Origin of the sequence: Nonomuraea sp. K271, assembly GCF_009908215.1 — a bacterium.
Lineage (GTDB): Bacteria > Actinomycetota > Actinomycetes > Streptosporangiales > Streptosporangiaceae > Nonomuraea > Nonomuraea longispora.
In genome coordinates this window covers 26,795-46,317 of the sequence record NZ_JAAAHR010000041.1, presented here as the reverse complement: position 1 = coordinate 46,317, position 19,523 = coordinate 26,795, and the positions used below count along the sequence as shown (strand labels likewise).

The 19,523-nt window shown below is 69.5% G+C and carries 19 protein-coding genes; 9 read left to right on the top strand and 10 right to left on the bottom strand.

Features of this window, described 5'->3' with window-relative positions:
- Nucleotides 1-42 precede the first annotated feature (42 nt).
- Together plsX and GUY59_RS16820 are read right to left on the bottom strand one after the other, a co-directional pair.
- The gene (gene plsX, locus GUY59_RS16825; RefSeq protein ID WP_138200673.1) at nt 43-1,062 is read right to left on the bottom strand and encodes a phosphate acyltransferase PlsX; all 1,020 of its coding nucleotides are present in this window, start codon (nt 1,060-1,062) and stop codon (nt 43-45) included.
- Nucleotides 1,063-1,252: 190 nt separating this feature from the next.
- Nucleotides 1,253-1,816, bottom strand: a complete 564-nt coding sequence (locus GUY59_RS16820) for a DUF1707 SHOCT-like domain-containing protein (RefSeq protein WP_138200674.1) — start codon at nt 1,814-1,816, stop codon at nt 1,253-1,255.
- A gap of 171 nt (nt 1,817-1,987) precedes the next feature.
- Between GUY59_RS16820 and GUY59_RS16815 the strand changes: the two genes are divergently transcribed.
- Complete coding sequence (locus GUY59_RS16815) at nt 1,988-3,304, top strand: KamA family radical SAM protein (protein WP_138200676.1); 1,317 nt, start codon at nt 1,988-1,990, stop codon at nt 3,302-3,304.
- A 447-nt stretch (nt 3,305-3,751) separates the two neighbouring features.
- On the top strand, nt 3,752-4,621 hold the full coding sequence (locus tag GUY59_RS16810; protein ID WP_138200678.1) for a hypothetical protein: 870 nt from the start codon (nt 3,752-3,754) through the stop codon (nt 4,619-4,621).
- 806 nt (nt 4,622-5,427) lie between these two features.
- On the opposite strand, the gene GUY59_RS47500 is transcribed toward GUY59_RS16810, so the two are convergent.
- From GUY59_RS47500 to GUY59_RS16800, 3 genes are all read right to left on the bottom strand, one after another.
- Complete coding sequence (locus tag GUY59_RS47500) at nt 5,428-5,583, bottom strand: hypothetical protein (RefSeq protein ID WP_165959494.1); 156 nt, start codon at nt 5,581-5,583, stop codon at nt 5,428-5,430.
- Between the two features lie 174 nt (nt 5,584-5,757).
- Nucleotides 5,758-6,624: an ABC transporter ATP-binding protein gene (locus GUY59_RS16805; protein ID WP_171055365.1), complete on the bottom strand. Its 867-nt coding sequence runs from the start codon at nt 6,622-6,624 to the stop codon at nt 5,758-5,760.
- Nucleotides 6,617-7,552: an ABC transporter permease gene (locus tag GUY59_RS16800; protein WP_132331047.1), complete on the bottom strand. Its 936-nt coding sequence runs from the start codon at nt 7,550-7,552 to the stop codon at nt 6,617-6,619. Before GUY59_RS16800 ends, GUY59_RS16805 begins: the two co-directional genes overlap by 8 nt.
- Nucleotides 7,553-8,155: 603 nt before the next feature.
- On the opposite strand from GUY59_RS16800, the gene GUY59_RS16795 reads away from it, so the two are divergent.
- The 5 genes from GUY59_RS16795 (at nt 8,156) to GUY59_RS16775 (ending at nt 13,756) form a co-directional block, all read left to right on the top strand.
- Nucleotides 8,156-9,664, top strand: a complete 1,509-nt coding sequence (locus GUY59_RS16795; protein ID WP_236667215.1) for a peptide ABC transporter substrate-binding protein — start codon at nt 8,156-8,158, stop codon at nt 9,662-9,664.
- A 126-nt stretch (nt 9,665-9,790) separates the two neighbouring features.
- The gene (locus GUY59_RS16790) at nt 9,791-10,735 is read left to right on the top strand and encodes an ABC transporter permease (RefSeq protein WP_132331051.1); all 945 of its coding nucleotides are present in this window, start codon (nt 9,791-9,793) and stop codon (nt 10,733-10,735) included.
- Entirely contained in the window at nt 10,728-11,696 is a 969-nt protein-coding gene (locus GUY59_RS16785) for an ABC transporter permease (protein ID WP_132331053.1), read from the top strand. Before GUY59_RS16790 ends, GUY59_RS16785 begins: the two co-directional genes overlap by 8 nt.
- 13 nt (nt 11,697-11,709) lie before the next feature.
- A complete protein-coding gene (locus GUY59_RS16780) occupies nt 11,710-12,756 on the top strand; it encodes an ABC transporter ATP-binding protein (RefSeq protein WP_138200681.1) in 1,047 nt (348 codons plus the stop codon).
- Nucleotides 12,740-13,756 carry an ABC transporter ATP-binding protein gene (locus tag GUY59_RS16775; protein WP_138200682.1) on the top strand — a complete coding sequence of 339 codons (1,017 nt, stop codon included), beginning with the start codon at nt 12,740-12,742 and terminating at the stop codon, nt 13,754-13,756. Before GUY59_RS16780 ends, GUY59_RS16775 begins: the two co-directional genes overlap by 17 nt.
- A 53-nt stretch (nt 13,757-13,809) precedes the next feature.
- Here GUY59_RS16775 and GUY59_RS16770 read toward each other — a convergent pair whose 3' ends face one another.
- The 5 genes from GUY59_RS16770 to GUY59_RS16750 form a co-directional block, all read right to left on the bottom strand.
- Complete coding sequence (locus GUY59_RS16770; RefSeq protein WP_138200684.1) at nt 13,810-14,994, bottom strand: lipid-transfer protein; 1,185 nt, start codon at nt 14,992-14,994, stop codon at nt 13,810-13,812.
- Complete coding sequence (locus GUY59_RS16765; RefSeq protein WP_138200686.1) at nt 14,991-15,395, bottom strand: Zn-ribbon domain-containing OB-fold protein; 405 nt, start codon at nt 15,393-15,395, stop codon at nt 14,991-14,993. The genes GUY59_RS16770 and GUY59_RS16765 overlap by 4 nt, the downstream gene beginning before the upstream one ends.
- A gap of 25 nt (nt 15,396-15,420) precedes the next feature.
- Nucleotides 15,421-16,572, bottom strand: a complete 1,152-nt coding sequence (locus tag GUY59_RS16760; RefSeq protein ID WP_138200687.1) for a S8 family peptidase — start codon at nt 16,570-16,572, stop codon at nt 15,421-15,423.
- Nucleotides 16,569-17,153, bottom strand: a complete 585-nt coding sequence (locus tag GUY59_RS16755; RefSeq protein WP_138200689.1) for a hypothetical protein — start codon at nt 17,151-17,153, stop codon at nt 16,569-16,571. The genes GUY59_RS16760 and GUY59_RS16755 overlap by 4 nt, the downstream gene beginning before the upstream one ends.
- 82 nt (nt 17,154-17,235) lie before the next feature.
- Nucleotides 17,236-18,042 carry an SAM hydrolase/SAM-dependent halogenase family protein gene (locus GUY59_RS16750; protein WP_138200690.1) on the bottom strand — a complete coding sequence of 269 codons (807 nt, stop codon included), beginning with the start codon at nt 18,040-18,042 and terminating at the stop codon, nt 17,236-17,238.
- Nucleotides 18,043-18,159: 117 nt separating this feature from the next.
- Here GUY59_RS16750 and GUY59_RS16745 point away from each other — a divergent pair, with 117 nt between their 5' ends.
- Together GUY59_RS16745 and otsB are read left to right on the top strand one after the other, a co-directional pair.
- The gene (locus GUY59_RS16745) at nt 18,160-18,462 is read left to right on the top strand and encodes a DUF3263 domain-containing protein (protein ID WP_132331069.1); all 303 of its coding nucleotides are present in this window, start codon (nt 18,160-18,162) and stop codon (nt 18,460-18,462) included.
- A gap of 39 nt (nt 18,463-18,501) precedes the next feature.
- Nucleotides 18,502-19,272 carry a trehalose-phosphatase gene (otsB, locus tag GUY59_RS16740; RefSeq protein WP_171055366.1) on the top strand — a complete coding sequence of 257 codons (771 nt, stop codon included), beginning with the start codon at nt 18,502-18,504 and terminating at the stop codon, nt 19,270-19,272.
- Nucleotides 19,273-19,523: the final 251 nt, after the last annotated feature.

The window sequence follows — 19,523 nt, the reverse complement described above, 5'->3', positions numbered from 1 at the left end:
CTATCCCCCTGTTGCTGTGGATCGGTCTCACACCCTAAAGGGTCACCACAATCGGTGGGAGCGATGTGTGGCGGCGACCCGCTCCCCGACCTCGGTCACGACGCCGCTCCAAGCAAGGTCGGCCGCGAGCCGGCAGGCCGCGCTGACGCCCTGGGCCTTGGACGAGCCGTGGGCGATGACGACGGTGCCGTTGAGCCCGAGCAGAACGGCTCCGCCGTACGCCTCCGCGTCGAGGCGACGGCGCAGCTCGCGCAGGCGCGAGCGCTGCATGGCGGCGCCGAGCCTGGCCAGCCTGCTGTCGCCGATGCTCCCCTGCAGCTCGGTGAACGCGTAGCGGACCGCGCCCTCCATGGTCTTGAGCGCCACGTTGCCGGTGAAGCCGTCGGTGGTGATCACGTCGGCCCTGCCTGTCAGCAGGTCGTAGCCCTCGACGTTGCCGGTGAAATGCAGGCCGGGCGAGGATTGCAGCAGCTCGTGGGCACGCTTCACGAGCTTGTTTCCCTTCTCGGCCTCGCTGCCGATGGTGAGCAGGCCGACCCTGGGCTGCTCGACGCCGTGGGCCAGCTCGGCGTAGGCGGAGCCGAGATGGGCGAACTGGACCAGCATCTCCGGCTTTGCCTCGGCGTTGGCCCCGGCGTCGAGGAGCAGGGTGGGGTGGGGGAGCGTGGGCAGGGCGACGGCTATGGCCGGCCTGAGCACACCCTGCTGGCCCTTGAGGCGCAGCCTGCCGGTCGCCACGATGCCCGCGGTGGAGCCGGCGGAGACCACCGCGCCGGCGTCGCCGCGGCGTACGAGGTGGCAGGCGACCGCGAGGCTGGAGCGGGGGCGGCGCAGGCTGGCCAGCGCGCCCTCGTCCATGGTCAGGGCCTCCTCGGCGCGGACGATGGGGATCTCCTGGGTCGCGTCGTGGTCGGCGAGCGCTTCGTAGAGCACGCGCGGCGAGCCGACGAGCACAATGCGCAGGCCGCGCTCGCGTACGGCGTGGACCGCTCCCGCCACAATTTCGTGGGGTGCGTGGTCGCCGCCCATCGCGTCGAGCGCGATGGGCCTGCTGTCGGACAATGATCACCTCGTACGGCTTCGAGCCCGCCGTCATGGCTTTGGCCGGAACGCGGGCTCGGACGTCCGCATCGCAGGCACGGCAGGTGCCAGGTTAACCGGCGGGTAGGCCCTCCTGGTTCCCGCATGGGCGGGTTCCAGTCGTGCCCGGCCTCGGAGGGGTCGCGCGCGGAAGATCAGGGGCGGGACGCGGTCAGCGCAGATTCCAGTCGGAGACCCCGCGCGACACGATGACCTTGGAGAACTTCGACGCACCCGTGACGCGGATCAGCGGACCGTCGGCCTCGGAGCCGCCGGTCACGTTACGTTTGCCGAACACGGAGCTGCCCTCGTCGATCACGTGGGCGTTCTCTGGGACGCGCACGATCATCTTGCTGAACCAGGCGTTCGTCTCGATCGTGATCTCGCGGCCGGGCAGCACGGCGTCGGACAGGTCGATGATCAGGGCGCCGAACCGCGCGGACAGCCTGGTGTTCCTGGAGGCGACCCAGCGGCCCTTGCGTATGACCTTGCTGAACTTCGAGTCGATGACCTGCTGTTCGATGGCGGTCGGCACGTTCCCCGCGGACACGTCGGGCAGGTCCTTGGTGATGGGGGCGAGCTCTCCGACCGTCTTCGCCGTGTAGGCGAGGTCGAGCCGGTCGGCGTGCTCCACACTGGTGAGTCTTCCTGCGGCGAGCGCCTCCGAGAGCACGGCGGCCACGCGGTCGCGGTCGGCGTCGGAAGCGCGGAGGTCCGGAGAGTCGGTCACGGACATGAGTGTAGGCCTATTCGCGATATGTCGCGAATGTCGGCAAACCTCCAGAGAAACTTGGAGCCCGGTGGAACCAGTGACGCGACTGGGAGCGTCCGGGTATTAAGAACCGTAGACGCGCGACAAGGTCGTGAGGTTTACATCAGATCGAACAAAAAAGATGGGACAGGCCTAGTGATCTTGAACCAGGCAGGCACCCGACGCTTCAAGGCGTACACGTCCAAGCATCTCGACGAGTTCCTCCAGCGTGCGGGGCTCGGCGACGAGGAGCGGCTCAAGGTTCGCGCCGTGGCCACGGTGCTGCCGTTCCGGACGAACGCCTACGTCGTCGAGGAACTCATAGATTGGTCGGCCGCGCCCGACGACCCGATATACCGGCTCGTCTTCCCGCAGGAGGACATGCTGCCCGCCGAAGACGTCGCCCGGCTCGCCGACCTGCTCAAGGCCGAGGCGCCCAATGCCGAGATCCAGGCTGAGGCCAATCGCGTCCGCGCACAGCTCAACCCGCATCCCGCGGGGCAGAAAGAGCTCAACGTCCCGAAGATCGACGACGAGCCCGTACCTGGCCTGCAGCACAAATATCCCGAGACTGTGTTGATCTTCCCCAAGCAGGGGCAGACCTGTCACGCCTACTGCACCTACTGCTTCAGGTGGGCGCAGTTCGTCGGTGACGCGGACCTCAAGTTCGCCTCTGACGACATCGGCCAGATGGTGAGCTACATCCGCAGCCATCCCGAGGTCACCAGCGTCCTGATCACCGGCGGCGACGCCATGATCATGGGCGAGCCCGTCATCAGGCGATATATCGAGCCGCTCCTGGAGCTGGAGCAGCTCGAGTCCATCCGCATCGGCACCAAGGCGCTTGCCTACTGGCCGCAGCGCTTCGCCACCGACCCCGACGCCGACGCCACGCTCGGCCTGTTCGAGGAGGTCACGAACGCCGGCAAGAACCTCGCGTTCATGGCTCACTTCTCGCACCCGCGCGAGCTGGAGTCGCCGCTGGTGGAGTCGGCGGTCAAGCGCATCCTCGGCAGCGGCGCCACGATCCGCACCCAGGCGCCGCTGATCAGGTCGATCAACGACGACCCCGCCGTGTGGGCGCGCATGTGGCGGCGTCAGCTCAGGATGGGGCTGATTCCGTACTACATGTTCGTCGAGCGCGACACCGGTCCTCAGGACTACTTCGCGGTGCCGCTGGCCCGTGCGTACGAGATCTTCCGGGACGCCTACGCGTCCGTCTCAGGGCTCTGCCGCACGGTCCGCGGTCCGTCCATGTCGGCCACGCCGGGCAAGGTGTGCGTCGACGGCGTCACGGAGATCGCCGGGGAGCGGGTCTTCGTGCTGCACCTCATCCAGGCGCGCGACCCCTCACTCGTGGGGCGGCCGTTCTTCGCGCGCTACGACCCGTCCGCGGTGTGGCTGAGCGACCTCCGCCCGGCCTTCGCCGACCGTTTTCCGTTCGAGCAGGAGGAAGCCCTGCTGCCCGCCTGAGGGTCGCGCGCGTCCGGCGCGACAGTCGTCCAACGCGACAGGAAAATTACACCCCGGCCCGTGACATTTGTATTCGCGAACCATTGTTCACGGGCCGGAGGGTGGTGATAGGGAGGCCCGAGCGAGGGCGCGCACTATCAGAAACTAGGCCCTCCTATTTCCCGTTTTGTCTTCCCGCTCAACGCTCCCCCCTCACTCGGTAACCGAGCTGCAAACCCCTTCTACATGGGCATTCATGAGCCTGCGGCCGATCACAGCGAGTGATAGAACTGCTGGCGTAGCTCAGCCGTGACGGCACGCCCGATGTGGTGCCCATAGCGCGTACGCCACGGCATTCGGGGGTTATCGATTCGCATTTCCACCGCATTCGAGAGCGATCGATCACGAGCCGGGAAGGCAATCATGAATCGAGTAGTCAAGGCGGCTGTAGCCGTCACAACATTTGGCTTGGCGGCGGCTTTGGCCGGGCCCGTCCAAGCGGAAGTCCTGGACAGCCGGGGCGGAGGCACCACCACCGCGACCAGCCCGCTCGGCGGGATCCTCGGCGGCGGGGTCGCCGCCGGCCTGGTGGGCGCGCTGTTCGGCGCCCCGGCCCAGCCGGAGGCCCTGACGGAGGCCGAGAAGGACGCCCTGGCAGAGGCCAGGAGGAGGGCCGACAACCAGCGTCGGACCGTGGGCACGGCCAACTCGGCCGAGGACGTCGTCAAGGACGGCGACCCGCTGGCCGAGCTGTCGCCGATCGTCGGCGGGTTCTCTCCGCTCGGCAACGGCCGCGGCAGCGTGACGTCGTCGCTGCCCCTGCTGTCGGGCGCGGCCCGCATGGCGGAGACCGCGACGCCGTCGGTCAAGACCTTCAATCAGGGCCGCAGCGAGGTCGCCACCCAGTCCGCGGGCGTGCACGGCGTCGTCGCCGCCATGGCGGGCCTGGCCGAGTCGTCCTTCGGCACCACGCTGGGCAAGCTGCCGACCAGCGGTGGCGCACCCGTCAAGGGCATCGAGTCCCTGTCGGCCGAGGCCTCCATGACCGGTCTCACGCAGGCGGCCAAGAACGCGCTGCCCGGCATTCCCGGCGGACGGCTGTCCACGGTCCTCGGCAAGGTCGCGCCCGCCGAGGCGGCTCCCGTCGCCGAGGCGCTGCCCGGCCTCACGCAGGCCGCCACGCTGGACGGGGTCGCCCCCGTCGTCGAGGAGGTCGCCGGCACCGTCGAGAGCAGCGGCGCCAAGGCCGCCGCGTCCTACCGCGACGTGGTGACCGCTCTGGGGTGGTCCACCAGCGCGCTGACCAGCTCGGTGCGGCAGTCCTGGGACCGCGACTAGCCACGACGGAGGCGCCGGCGAGCGTGGCTCGCCGAGGGCCGGCATGAGGGTTCGCGGGCGTCACAGGTGCCGACGCCGGGAACCGTATCGTGCCGGTGACGCGTACGCCGTCCCGCGGCCGGAGCAAACGACCTCCGGCGGGGACAGCGCCGTCCACGGAACGGTGTCTCACCGTGGCCGGGACGCCGCCGCACCGACCTGCCGGACCATGAGGGGCGCTCACAGGTGCCGAGCGCTCCGGGTCCGCCGGGCGGTGGTTCGCCCGCAGGTGCCGGGCGGCCCGCTGGCGTGGATTGCTCGCAGGTGCCGGGCGGTTCCGGGTGTGGCGAGGCGTCGTGCGTACGGGCCGCGCACGCGGGTGGTCTCACGACGGGCCAGGGCGGACGCGCCCCGAGCCCGTGGCGAGCTCGCGCACCGCGCCGCCACTGCAGGGCGGCGGCGCCGCACGAGCCCGCCCGCCGCCGACCCCACTCCGGGGTCGGCGGCATGCTTTTCCCACTATGTACGGCACCGCCACCGTCCCCCCACCCCCGCACACGGCCGGAGGCCTCCAGGGTGACGCCTTCTGACAGAGATGATGTAGGTGAGCACCTCCCGCCAGGGTCTGACCCACCCTCTGACAGACACGGGGCGGGCCGCCGACACGCGCGCACAGTGGGCCGTCCAAGGCCGGACGTGCCGGCCCGCACGAGCCCCCCGAGCATGGCCCACGTGACGGACGTGGGAGAGCCGGCGGGCGGCGAGCACGGCAGGCGGGCGCGTGACGTGGTGGAACGATCGGGTCGCCCGGACGGCGTGTCGCGATGTCAGAGGAGACGGACGCCGGTGCGGCGGGCTATCTGTGCCTGGAGCCTGGCCATCTGCCAGTGGAGCTCCAACAGCTGCTCGGCCAGCTGCAGCCGCGGGATCTCGGACACGTCTTCGGTGGCCAGGTGGTCAATCGCGGCCGAAAGCTCTCCCATCGCGCGCTCCCACTCCATCGCCGTTCCCCAGATCGAATTGGCGTTCGAATTCTATCGGAACGGCAGGCTCGCTGTCAGTCATTAGCCCCTCGCGTCGCGCGAGTTTCGCACACACGGTCGATTTCGGGCATGACAAAAGGCGCCGCACGGCGACGGCGTCGGTGCGGCGGGGGATCAGCCCTTGTTGTAGGCGGCGATGACCTCTTTGGGGTCGCCGTCCATCTTGATCTTGCCCTTGTGCAGCCAGATGACGCGGTTGCAGGTCTCCTCGATGACCTTGTGGTCGTGGGCGACGAGGAAGACGGTGCCGGCCGACTCGCGGATCTGGCGGATGCGCTCCTGGCTCTTCTTGCGGAACTCGCGGTCGCCGGTCGCCAGGGCCTCGTCGATGAGCAGCACGTCGTGCGTCTTGGCGGAGGAGATGGCGAAACGCAGGCGGGCACCCATGCCGGAGGAGTAGGTGGACATGGGCAGCTGGACGAACTCGTCGATGCCGGAGAAGTCGACGATCTCCTGGTATTTCTCGCGCACCTCGGTGGGCGTCATGCCCATGGCGTAGCAGCCGAGGACGATGTTGCGCTCGCCGGTCAGCTCACGCATGAGAGCCGCGTTGACGCCGAGCAGCGACGGCTGGCCGTCGGTGTAGACGGCCCCTTTGTGCGGCGGCAGCAGACCCGCGATCGCCCGCAGCAGCGTGGACTTGCCCGAGCCGTTGCGCCCCACGATGCCGATGGCGTCGCCGTGGTAGGCCACGAACGTCACGCCTTTGACCGCGTGGACCTCTTTCATCTGCGGGCGTCCCTGGCGCTTCAGAAGGCGCGTCAGGGCGTTGACCGCGTTGCCCTTCTCGGCCTCCGAGGCCGCGCCGTAGACGCGGTAGACGATGTGGAGGTCGTCGACGATGACGGTGGGAGTGCCCGTGGGGACGTCAAGAGGCCGCTTGCCCGAGGGCTCCGGGTTGGGATGCACCCTGACATCCTTGCCCGGGACGGCGGGCTTCTCGCCCTTCACCTGTGACAGCTCCTTGGTCAGTTCAGCCACGCCCGTACCTCTCCTCGGACCGCCAGAAGTACCAGAAGCCGAAGCCGAGTGCGAACACCGCCCAGAATACGCAAGAGAGCACCACCGTCGCCGGGGGGTGGTGGCCGTACCCGGGGTTGTGGGTCCCCATGAGGATCTCGCGCATCCACTCGATGTAGGAGGCGGCGGGGTTGAGGTACATCACGTCCGCCACCCACTGCGGCAGCCCGGCCGTCCCGACGACCTTGTTCTGGATCGAGAAGAACACGCCCGAGGCGTAGAGCCAGGTGCGCGAGATGAACGGCAGCAACTGGTTGAGGTCACGCATCTGCGCGCCGAGCCGGGCGACCACCAGGCCCATCCCGACGTTGAACATCGTCTGGAGCAGGAGCACGACCGGGATCATCAGCCAGTACCAGGTCGGCCACTCGCCTGTCGCCCACACGATGGTGAGGAGCACGCCCATGGAGATGGCGAGTTGCTGGAGCTCCTGGATCGTGTAGGCGAGCGGCAGCGAGGCCCTGGGGAAGTGCAGGGCCCGGATCATCGACAGGTTGCCGGAGATCGACTTGGCGCCGGCGGTGACCGTGCGCTGCGTGTAGGTGAAGATGAACATCCCGGTCAGCAGGAACGCCGGGTAGTTGTCGATGCCGTCTCTGCCGCCGAGGACCACGCCGAACATCACGTAGTAGATGGCGGCGTTGAGCAGGGGAGTCAGCACCTGCCACAGCTGGCCGAGCGCCGAACTCGAGTATTTCGAGACGTTGCGCGAGGTCGCGTATGTCAGGATGAAGTGGCGGCGCTGCCACAACTGGCGCAGGTAGACAGGGAACCTCGGCCGCGCGATGGCACGGCGAAGCCCATATCGCTTGGCGAGCTTGGCCAGCGGCTCCTGCCCGCTTCGGCCGCCCGCCTGGGCGTCCGCGACAGCGGATTCCGGCTGGCTCATGGCAAGGACTCTATTGGATCCCGGTCGGTGGAGTGCCTGTCGCGCGGGTCGGCGACAGTCAGTTGGACGGAGTCTCGGGACGCTGGGTTCCAAGGCGTCGTCAAGACCTGCTCAACCGTAGCCCAGCCGGGCGGGGCGTGGCGGCAAGGGCACGAGCACCGTCATGTAGGGGGTAATTTTCATCGACTGTTCACGTCCATGCAGGGCCTGCTTGGGATGTTTTGTACCGTTGCATACCGATAGCGATAAATGTCTGTGACGGTGGATAGGCGTACGTGTGACCGAACTGCAACGCGCCAGAGACGTCCTGGTGGCAAGTAGTGAGGGATAGTCGCGATCGACTGGCAGGGCGTCGGCTGGTTTGACCATGTCAGCCAAACCCGGGGGAAACCAGGAACCCCCCGTCAGGCTGCTCACGATCACCGCAGCTCAGCGCTTACGCCCACCTGTAGAGGGAGGATTTCTTTCACCATGCGTGTTACTAAGGGCGCACAGATCGTCGCCGGTACCGCGCTGCTCGCCCTCGCGGTTGCCGCGTGTGGCGGCGGTGCCTCGGACAGCGGTGGCACTGCCGCGGGCGGCGGGGACACCACGCCGGTCCGCATGGAAGTCGGTGAGCCTCAGGAGCTCCTGGTTCCGCAGAACACCACGGAGACCGAAGGCTCCGAGGTTCTCGCCGCGCTTTTCTCTCCGCTCGTCGGCTATGACGAGAACAAGCAGCCAGTCGAGGAGGCCGCCGAGTCGATCACGACGGAGGACAGCAAGGTCTGGACGATCAAGCTGAAGTCCGGCTACACGTGGCACGACGGCACCGCCGTGACGGCAGCCGACTACGCGCGCGCGTGGAACTATGCGGCGCTGCAGGACAACGCCATGAGCGCGTCCTACTTCTTCGGCCGCATCGACGGTTACGAGGACGTCCACCCGGGCGAGGGCAAGAAGCCGACGGCCAAGGAGATGAAGGGTCTCAAGGTCGTCGACGACCTCACGCTCGAGGTCACGCTCGCGGCGCCGTTCTCGCAGTTCAAGACCATGCTGGGTTACACCGCCTTCTATCCGATGCCCGAGTCGGCCATCGGCCCCGACGGCAAGGTGACCCAGGCCTACGGTGAGCAGCCGATCGGTCAGGGCCTGTTCAAGCTGGACAAGCCCTACAAGAAGGGCACCGACGCGACCATCGAGGCGTCGGTGTACGACAAGTATCCGGGCAAGAAGCCCTCGAACTGGACGAAGCTCCAGTTCAAGGTCTACACCAGCTCCGAGACCGCGTACAACGACCTCCAGGCCGAGAACCTCGACGTCCACGACTCGCTGCCTCCCTCCGCGATCGCCAGCGCCAAGGCCGCGCTCGGTGACCGCTACTTCGACGAGCCCGACGCCTCCATCGGCTACATCGGCGTTCCGCTGAAGTACAACCCCGACTTCCAGGACGTGCAGGTCCGCCGGGCCATCTCGCTGGCCATCGACAGGAAGACCATCGCCGAGACGGTCTTCTCCGGCACCCGCGCGCCCGCCGACGACTTCATCAACCCGGCCATCCCCGGCTACCGCCAGGGTGCGTGCGACGCCTGCACGTACAACCCGGCCGAGGCCAAGAAGCTGTACGACGAGGCGGGTGGCCCGAAGACCATCGAGATCGGCTACAACGCGGACGGCGGCCACAAGGAGTGGATCGAGGCTGTCGCCAACAACCTCCGCGCCAACCTGGGCATCGATGTCACGCCCAAGCCGTTCGAGAAGTTCCAGGGCATCCTGGACGCGCTGGACAGCAAGGAGTACAAGGGCCTGTTCCGGATGGGCTGGGCGATCGACTACCCGGCGGCCGAGAACTACCTGACCCCGATCTTCGCCACCGGGGCCATCGCGTCCGGCTCCAACTACGGCGGCTACTCCAACAAGGAGTTCGACGAGCTGCTGAAGAAGGGTGACCAGGCGACCGACGCCGCCGAGGGCCTGAAGTTCTACCAGCAGGCCGATGACATCCTGATCAAGGAACTGCCGTACATCCCGGTCTACTTCTACCGGAGCAACTTCGGGCACTCCACTAAGGTGAAGAACGTCAAGCTCAACCTGCTCAACCAGATTGACTGGGCAGACGTCGAGAAGGCCTGACGTCGTTCGCCGGGGTGGACGGCCGCGCCGTCCACCCGTCGGAGGGCTGAACTTGGAGGCAGCCTCTCGAGCCGGGTAACCCACGGACTCCGAGGGCTGCCTCCAGGTGTGTACCGGAGGGCTTGAATGGGCCGTTATGTCATCAGGCGCTTGATCCAGGCGATCCCCGTCCTGTTCGGCGCCACGCTACTGATCTTCTGCATCGTCTTCGCGCTGCCCGGTGACCCCATCGCGGCGATGTTCGGGGACAAACGCCCCGACCCCGCGATCGCCGAGGTCCTGCGCGAGCAATATCACCTGAACGATCCGCTGCTGCTGCAGTACTGGTACTACATCAGCGGTGTGCTCTTCCAGGGCGACTTCGGCGTCAACTTCGCCGACGTGCCCGTGTCCCAGATCATGGCGGGCAAGTTTCAGGTCACCCTGAACCTCGCACTGACCGCGCTGGTGATGGAGGCCGTCATCGGCGTCGGGCTCGGCCTGTGGGCCGCGCTGCGCCGGGGCAAGGCCACCGACACCATGATCCTCGCCTCGACGCTGCTGTTCATCTCCGTCCCCACGCTGGTGACGGGGTTCGTGCTGCAGCTGTTGCTCGGCGTGAAACTCAAACAGTGGACGGGCGCGGACATCTTCCCCGTCGCCGGCACGTTCGCGGGCTGGCGCAGCTATCTGCTGCCCGGCTTCGTGCTGGCGGGCACGTCCATCGCCTATCTGACCAGGCTCACCAGGACCAGCCTCGCCGAGACCCTGCGGGCCGACTACATCCGCACAGCCACGGCCAAGGGCCTGTCGAGACGCCGCGTCATCGGCAGGCACGGGTTGCGCAACGCGCTGATCCCGCTGGTCACCTTCCTGGGCGCCGACCTCGGTAACCTGATGGGCGGCGCGGTCATCACCGAGACGATCTTCAACCTGCAAGGGATTGGAAATCAGCTCTTCCAGTCGGTTTACTTGCGGGAACAACCGGTGGTCGTGGGCATCGTCACCGTCCTGGTGCTGATCTACATCCTGGCCAACCTGGTCGTCGACATGTTGTACGCCCTGCTCGACCCGAGGATCCGCTATGAGTAACCCAACCCCGCCGGTCGGGACCGGGCTCCCGGATACGCAGACCTTGGTCACCGAGCCCACCCAGGCGCCGGAGCGCGGAGGCAAGAAGGCCAAGGACGGCAAGCCCGCCAGCCTGTGGACCGACGCCTGGTACGACCTCAGGCGACGGCCGATGTTCATCATCTCGGTGATCATCATCTTCGTCCTGCTGGTCATGTCGTTCTGGCCGTCGTTGTTCACCTCGATCGACCCGTTCAACGCCAGGAGCTGCGACCTGTCGACGGCGCGGCAGGGGCCGAGCCCCGGCCACCTGTTCGGCCGGGACAACCTGGGTTGTGACCTCTACTCCAGGACGATCTACGGCGCCCGCAACTCGATCATCATCGGCGTGTTCACCACGATCGTCACCACGTTGGTCGGCAGCCTGCTCGGCATCGTCGCCGGCTACCGGGGCGGCGCCGTCGACGCGGTGTCATCGCGGTTCACGGAGATCTTCTTCGCCATCCCCGCGATCCTCGGCGCGCTGCTGATCGCGGCCACCTTCCGCGGCAAGGCCAACAGCATCCTGCTGGTCATCGTCGCACTCGGGGTGCTCGGCTGGCCGATGACGTACCGCATCATGAGAGCGGCGGTGATCACCGCGAAGAGCCAGGACTTCGTGGTGGCCGCCAGGGCGCTGGGCGCCGGAGCGGGACGGATCATGTTCCGCCACCTGCTGCCCAACTCGCTCGCGCCGGTCATCGTCGTGGCCACGATCAACCTGGGCGGCTTCATCGCCGCCGAGGCCGCGCTGTCGTTCCTGGGCGTCGGCGTGTTGTCCCCGGACATCTCGTGGGGTCTGATGATCGCCGACGCGCGCAACCGGTTCCTGGAGGCACCGCTGCCGCTGGTGTTCCCCGCCGCGTTCCTGTGCGTCACCGTGCTCGCGTTCATCATGATGGGCGACGCGGTGCGCGACGCGCTCGACCCGAAGCTCAGGTAGAAGGGGGGATCACGTGAAGAAGACGTCAGCGGACGTGCTGCCTGGGCTCTCCGAAGGAGGGGCGCCGGGCGACCACCCACTGCTCGCGGTCGACAACCTGCACGTGGAGTTCCAGACCCGTGCCGGGGTCGTACGCGCGGTCAACGGGGTGAGCTACACCGTCGGCCCCGGCGAGACGCTCGCGGTGCTGGGCGAGTCGGGTTCCGGCAAGTCCGTGACCGCGCAGGCGATCATGGGCATTCTCGACATGCCGCCCGCGGTGATCCCCAAGGGGGAGATCCGCTTCAAGGGCACCAACCTGCTCAAGCTGTCGGAGGAGGCCCGCACGCAGGTGCGCGGCCAGCGGATCGCGATGATCTTCCAGGACGCGCTCTCCGCGCTCAACCCGGTGTTCACCGTGGGCTGGCAGATCAGCGAGATGTTCCGGGTGCACCGCGGCATGTCCAAGGCCGACGGGCTGAAGAAGGCCATCGAGCTGATGGACCGCGTACGCATCCCGGCCGCCAGGCAGCGCGTCCACGACTATCCGCACCAGTTCTCCGGGGGCATGCGGCAGCGCATCATGATCGCCATGTCGATCGCGCTGGACCCCGAGGTGCTGATCGCGGACGAGCCGACCACGGCGCTCGACGTGACCGTCCAGGCGCAGATCATGGAGCTGCTGGCCGAGCTGCAGCGCGAGAGCCAGATGGGTCTCATCCTGATCACGCACGACCTGGGCGTGGTCGCCGACGTGGCCGACAAGATCGCCGTCATGTACGCGGGGCGCATCGTGGAGAACGCCCCCGTGCACGACATCTACAAGGGGCCCGCGCACCCGTACACGAAGGGGCTGCTGGAGTCGATCCCCCGGGTCGACCTCAAGGGCCACGAGCTGTACGCGATCAAGGGCCTGCCGCCCAACCTGCTCGACCTGCCGACGGGCTGCGCCTTCCACCCCCGGTGCCCGTACCGGCAGGACAACTGCGTGACCGACGCGCCACCGCTCCACGACGTCAGCGGCACGCGGAACAGCGCCTGCCACTACTGGAGGGAGGTCCTCGATGGCGAGCACCAGTGAGCGCATCCTCGAGGTGCGCGACCTGGTCAAGCACTTCCCGCTCACCCAGGGCATCGTGGTCAAGAGGCAGATCGGCGCCATCAAGGCCGTCGACGGCGTCTCGTTCGACCTGCACAAGGGCGAGACGCTGGGCATCGTCGGCGAGTCGGGCTGCGGCAAGTCCACGCTCGCCAAGGTCCTCATGGCGCTGGAGCGGCCCACGTCGGGCTCGGTCAAGATCAACGGCCGCGACATCGCCCACGCCAAGGGCAGCGAGCTCAAGCGGATGCGGCGCAACATCCAGATGGTGATGCAGGACCCCTACACCTCGCTGAACCCCCGGATGACCGTCGGCGACATCATCGGCGAGCCGTACGAGATCCACACCGAGGTGGCGCCCAAGGGCGACCGCCGCACGAAGGTGCAGGAGCTGCTGGAGGTCGTGGGTCTCAACCCCGACCACATCAACCGCTACCCGCACCAGTTCTCCGGCGGTCAGCGGCAGCGCATCGGCATCGCCCGCGGGCTGGCGCTGCAGCCGGAGATCATCGTCTGCGACGAGCCGGTGTCGGCGCTCGACGTGTCGATCCAGGCGCAGGTCATCAACCTGCTGGAGCGGCTGCAGAACGAGTTCGACCTGGCGTACATCTTCATCGCCCACGACCTGTCGGTGGTGCGCCACATCTCCGACCGGGTCGGGGTGATGTACCTCGGCAAGTTCGTGGAACTCGGCAAGGACACCGAGATCTACGACCGGCCCGCGCACCCGTACACGCAGGCGCTGCTGTCGGCGGTGCCGGTGCCCGACCCCGATGGGCGGGAGCAGCGCGAGCGCATCATCCTCCAGGGTGACCCGCCCTCGCCGGCCAACCCGCCGTCGGGGTGCCGGTTCCGTACGCGGTGCTGGAAGGCGCAGGAGATCTGCGCCGAGGAGGAGCCGTTGTTGCAGATCCGGCCCGGCACGGCGCACGAGAGCGCCTGCCACTTCGCCGAGACGCACGACGTGGTCCACGTCGGCTGAACCGCCCGCACGGCACGTGCCCTCCGAGCCCGGCTCGGGGGGCACCTGCCCGTTCAGAGGGTGGCGACCAGGGCGGAGCCGTGCCCGAACAGGCCCTGGTTGACGGCCAGGCCGACCCGGGGGCCCGGCACCTGCCGGGGGCCCGCGCGTCCGCGCAGCTGGGTGACGAGCTCACAGAGCTGGGCGATGGCCTGGGCGGGGATCGCCTCGCCGAACGAGGCCAGGCCGCCCGACGGGTTGACGGGGACGCGGCCGCCGAGTGCCGTCACGCCGTCGCGCAGCAGCTTGTCGGCCTGCCCCGGCGGGCACAGGCCGATGTCCTCCATCCAGTCGAGCTCCAGCGCCGTGGACAGGTCGTACACCTCCGCCAGCGAGACGTCCTCGGGGCCCACCCCCGCCTCCTCGTAGGCCGCGTACGCGATCGCCGCCCTGAACGGCTTCTCGGGCGGCGGCGCGGCGGCCCAGGAGTCGGTGGCGAAGTTCGGCAGTTCGAGGACGGTACTGGGGAAGGACGGGGTGACGGCGGAGACGGCGGCCAGGCGTACGAGGGGGGTCGCGCCGCGGCGGCGGGCGTACTCCTCGGAGGCGAGCACCACGGCGGCGCCCCCGTCGGAGGTGGCGCAGATGTCCATCAGCCGCAAGGGGTCGGCGACCATGGGGGAGGCCAGCACCTCGTCCACGGTGACGGGCCTGCGGTAGCGGGCCATGGGATTGAGCGAGCCGGCCCGCGCGTTCTTGACCTTGACGGCGGCGAAGTCGGCTTGGGTCGAGCCGTGCACGGCCATGCGCCTGCGCGCGTAGAGGCCGAAGTAGGCGGGGTTGGTGGCGCCGAGGAGGCGGAAGCGCAGCCAGTCGGGGTCGTCGGGCCGGTCTCCGCCCACCGGCGTGAAGAAACCCTTGGGGGTGGAGTCAGCGCCCACGACCAGGGCGACCTCGCACAGGCCCGCCAGGATGCGGGTGCGCGCGATGTCGACGGCCTGGGCGCCCGAGGCGCAGGCGGCGTAGCAGGAGGCGATCCTGGCGCCCGACCAGCCGAGCGCCTGGGCGTAGGTGGCGCCGGCGACGAAGCCGGGGTAGCCGTTCCTGATGGTGTCGGCGCCGACGAGGTAGTCCACGTCGGTCCAGGCCACGCCGGCGTCGTCGAGTGCCGCGCGGGCGGCCGCGACGCCGTACTCGACGAAGGGCCTGCCCCACTTGCCCCAGGGGTGCATGCCCGTGCCCAGCACAACGACGCTCATGACGCCCGCCGCCACATCCACATCTGCGGCCCGTCGGCCAGGGGGCCCGAGGTGAGCTCCAGTTCCATGCCCACCTCCAGGTCCTCCACCGTCAGGCCCGTGACCTGGCCGAGCACGACGATCCCGGCCTCCTCCAGCTCGACCGCGGCCAGGGTCACCGGCTCGTACGGTTCCGCCGCCACGTACGGCGCGGGCGGCGGGTAGCAGGCGTTCGTGTACGACCAGACGCGTCCACGTCCCGGCAGCCTGCATGCGCGCAGCTCGGTGCCGCCGCAGCGAGGGTCGGGGCAGAGGCCGTGCCGCGGCGGGAAGCAGACGGTGCCGCAGCCGGCGCACCGGGTGCCGATGAGGCGGACGCCGTCGTGGTCGATGGCGAACCAGCCGTCGATGGCAAACGTCATAGCCGGAGTATCACACAAGCGCTTGCTAGGTTACACCCCTCCGTCGCCGCCGCCGCTGCGTCACCAGCACCCGTGCCGACATCGCCGCCACCAGCACCACCATGCCCGCCACCACCGGCCCCCTGGAGGACGGCGACGCCTGGCAGGAGTACCGCTCCGGCGCCGCCGCCCCGGACGGAGGCACGTCCAGCCGGGCGGCCGCCCGCAGAGTCCGCGCCGCGTCGACCACCCCGTGCCCGTAGGCGGGGCTGTGGCCGTCGGCCGGCCGCTTCCTCGTGCCGAGCTCGATGGCCTGTCGCACGTGGTAAGGGGACAGGCTCGGGTACGCCGACCTGACCAGGGCCGCGACGCCCGCCACCAGGGCCGCCGCCGAGCTGGTGCCGTCGCCGATCACGTACGAGCCGCGTTCGTCGGCCGTCACGATCTCCGTGCCCGGCGCGACCACCGAGACGTAGTCCTGCCGGTTGGAGAACCCGGCCACCGTGAGCCGCCGGTTCACGGCGCCGACGGCGATCACGCCTGGGTAGGCGGCGGGGAAGTTCTTCCTGTTGGCGGAGGCGCCGTCGTTGCCCGACGAGGCCACGAGCACGGCGCCCCTGGAGATCGCGTACTGGACGGCCTCCTCCTCCGGGGCCGAGCCCTCCCAGGCGCCACTGCCGCCGCCGAGCGACATGCTGATCACTCCGGCGCCGTGGTCGGCCGCGTAGCGGATGCCCCTGGCCAGCGCGTTGCGCCCGCCGGAACGCAGCTTCACGCGCTGCGGGTCGCCGTTGTCGAGCGTGACCCTGACGGACAGCACCTTGGCCCTCGGCGCCACCCCGAGGACGCCGCCCTCCTGCTCGTCGCCGTGCCCGCGGCCGGCGATCAGGCTGGCCATGGCGGTGCCGTGGCGTCCCCACCGGTGCGGGCTCGCGTCCACGCCGGTCAGGTCGGGCCCCTGGATCACGGCGCCCGCCAGGTCGGGGTGGCGGGCGTTGACGCCCGTGTCGAGCACGGCCACGACGACGCCGGCGCCCTTGCTCGTACGCCAGGCCTGGGGCAGCCGCAACGCGCCGAGCTGCCACTGCCCGGCCCGCGCGACGCGGCTGACGTCGTCGGAGGCGCTCGGAGCGGCGGCCCCCAGCACTGTGCCCACCGCCAGCGCAGTCACCAGGGCAGGCACGAGGAGCCTGCTCATCCGGTCAGTGCCCGGTGCAGCGCCGTGACGAGCTGGCTCGCGGCGGCGCGCAGCCGCGGCTCGACCGCCTCACCCGGCTGGTACGCCCGCCCGTCGGCGTAGCCCGCGGCCGCCGCCACCACGTAGCGCCCGCCGGGCCGCAGGACCACCCCGGTGACGTACTGGCGGTCGCCGAACCGCTCGGCCGGGCCCCCGGGGAAGGCCACGGGCCGCACGGTCGCCGGCCGTCCGGTACTGGAGGGGGTGAGCTGCGGGCCGTCGAGCACGGCGATGCCCACGGTGGCGACGTAGGTGCCCGTGCTGTCGGCGTACGTCGCGCGTAAGGCGGTGCGGCAGCCGGGCCCCACGGCCGAGGGCTGGAACGCGGCCGGGCACGTCGCCTCGGGCGCGACCCCGGCCAGCATGTACGTGACCCGCGCGCCCGACGGGCTGACGCCCGGCACGGCGAAGGGGAAGACCCTGGGCTCGGGCAGGCGAGGCTCGGGGGCGGGCAGGAGCGTGGACAACATCGACAGCAGGACAACAGGAAGCTGGTACACGTCGACCTCGAAGGGGAGGGGGAGGGGACGTTTGACCCGCATTCTGACACGCGACCGCCGAGTCAGCCCGACCCTTCAGTAAACAGACCGATACGCGGAGTAATTCCGATCTGTGGCTTTCGCCCTAAGAAAGAGGAGAAAGCCGGACATGGGCACCGGGCGGGAGCCCCAGCCGCTGCGCCGCGTCACCGCAGTTGACCGCGATCGCCACCAGCCCCGCCGAGTCCGCGAACGCCACCAGCTCACCCGGCGGCACCGCCGAGAACGTCTCCCGGTAGGGCAGCGAGAGCTGCCGCCGCCCCAGCCGCACTCCCAGCGTGTCGCCCACCCGCACGCCCAGCGCCTGCAGGTCGCGCGCCGCGATCGACAACTGCGTGTTGCCGTAGCGGTCGACCGAGACGACCTCGCCCTCGACCGAGCCCTCACGCAGCTGGGAGGTCGGCTCCGGCAGCGAGACCAGCCTGCCGACCGGGATCTCCGGCCCCAGCTCGGCCGTGCTCAGCCCGCCGGAGACCTTGGCGGCGACCGGCGCGAACACGTCGCGCCCCGGGAACGTGGGCGAGACCGGCCGCAGGAAGTGCTGCTCGTTGCTGATCTCGTGAGCCGACTGGGCGCCGCCGCCGGCGTGCACGGCCCACGACAGCAGCCCGTTGTCGGGCCCGATGAACACCCGGCCGCCCGCCTCCACGGCCACCGCGCGCCTGGACGCGCCCGCCCCCGGATCGACCGCGGCGATGTGCACGCCCGCGGGCAGGTAGGGGATGGTCTGGGCGAGCACGGCCGCGCCGCGCCGTACGTCGCCCGCCGGGATCAGATGGCACACGTCGATCACCCTGGCCTCGGGCGCGATCCCGGCGATCACGCCATGGCAGGCCGCCACGTAGCCGTCCTCGAGCCCATAGTCCGTGAGCAGCGTGATTACTGAGGTCACATCTGGTGACTGTACGTCTGTCGAACCGCCATGAACAGCAGCGCGCCGCACATTACGATGGCCACGGGCCGTGTGCGTGCGACGTGACCGTCACACGCCCCTTTCGAGGAGGACACCATGGGAGCACCGCTCAGCGGTGACAATGCTGCCCAGGAGCCGTCCGGCCGGCAACCACTCTCACAACGCGATCACGAGCTCCTCGCCTTCGAACGCCAGTGGTGGCGCCACGCGGGCGCGAAGGAGCAGGCCATCAAGGAGACCTTCGGGTTCTCCGCCACCCGCTACTACCAGCTGCTCGGCGAGCTGATCGACAGACCCGAGGCGCTCGAGCAGGACCCCATGCTGGTCAAGAGGCTGCGCAGGTTACGCTCCACCCGTCAGCGTGACCGCGCCGCCAGACGGCTTGGCATGCGCCCCTGACCGGCTGGGTACGGCAGCCGCGTGAGGAACATCCCTGGAATGGAAGCGATCCTGAGCGATCCGGCGGGCGCCGTGATCGGGCTCGACTTCGACGGCACGCTGTCGCCGATCGTGCCCGATCCCGCCGAGGCCGTGATCCACCCGAAGGCGGCCGAAGTTCTCGCCGACCTGGGCGCCCACGTGCTCGCGGTGGTCATCGTGACCGGCAGGCCACCGGCCACCGTGCTGGAACTGGGGCCGGGGCTGAGCGACGTGCCGGGGCTGGTCGTGCTCGGACACTACGGGTTCGAACGCTGGGAGCACGGCCGCGTCTCCGCGCCCCCGCCCCCCGCCGGCGTGCCGCGCACCGAGGCCGAGCTGCCGTTGCTGCTCGACTCGCTCGGCGTCGAAGGCGTGACCGTCGAGGACAAGGGCCGCGCCGTGGCCGTGCACACCCGGCGCAGCCCCGACCCCGACGGCGCCCTCGCCAAGCTCCGCGAGCCGCTGGCCAAGCTGGCCGAGAAGCACAGCCTGGTGGTCGAGCCCGGCCGCTACGTCCTCGAACTGCGCCCGCCGGGCATGGACAAGGGCCAGGCACTCAGCCTCTTCCTGGCCGAGCGGGCCGCGAGGTCCGTCCTGTTCGCCGGCGACGACCTCGGCGACCTGGCCGCGTACGACGCCGTCGAGGCGTCCAACCTGCCCGGCGTGACCGTGTGCAGCGGCTCCGCCGAGGTGACGGCGCTGGCCGAGCGGGCCGACATCGTGGTGGACGGCCCCGAGGGAGTCGTGGCTCTGCTCGGCGAGCTGGCGTCCGCGTTCAGCCGTCCGTAAGCGGTCACCTTCATCGGGCGGCCCGACCCTTCCGCCGCCGCCTGGACCCGCGTGGTGACCGTGAGGGCAGAGGCTCGGCGCGGCGAGGAAGAAGGGCCTGCGCCAGGTCGGGCCGGGCCACCTGGCCGCGTGCCGCGAGTGGGCGGCCGCCTGTGTCTCGTACGCGGGCGGCCGGGTGAGGTCGCGTTTCGTGCAGCGCGAGTGGTACCTGCCGACGACGAAGGTGCTGGTCGTCGACCAGTGGAGCACGC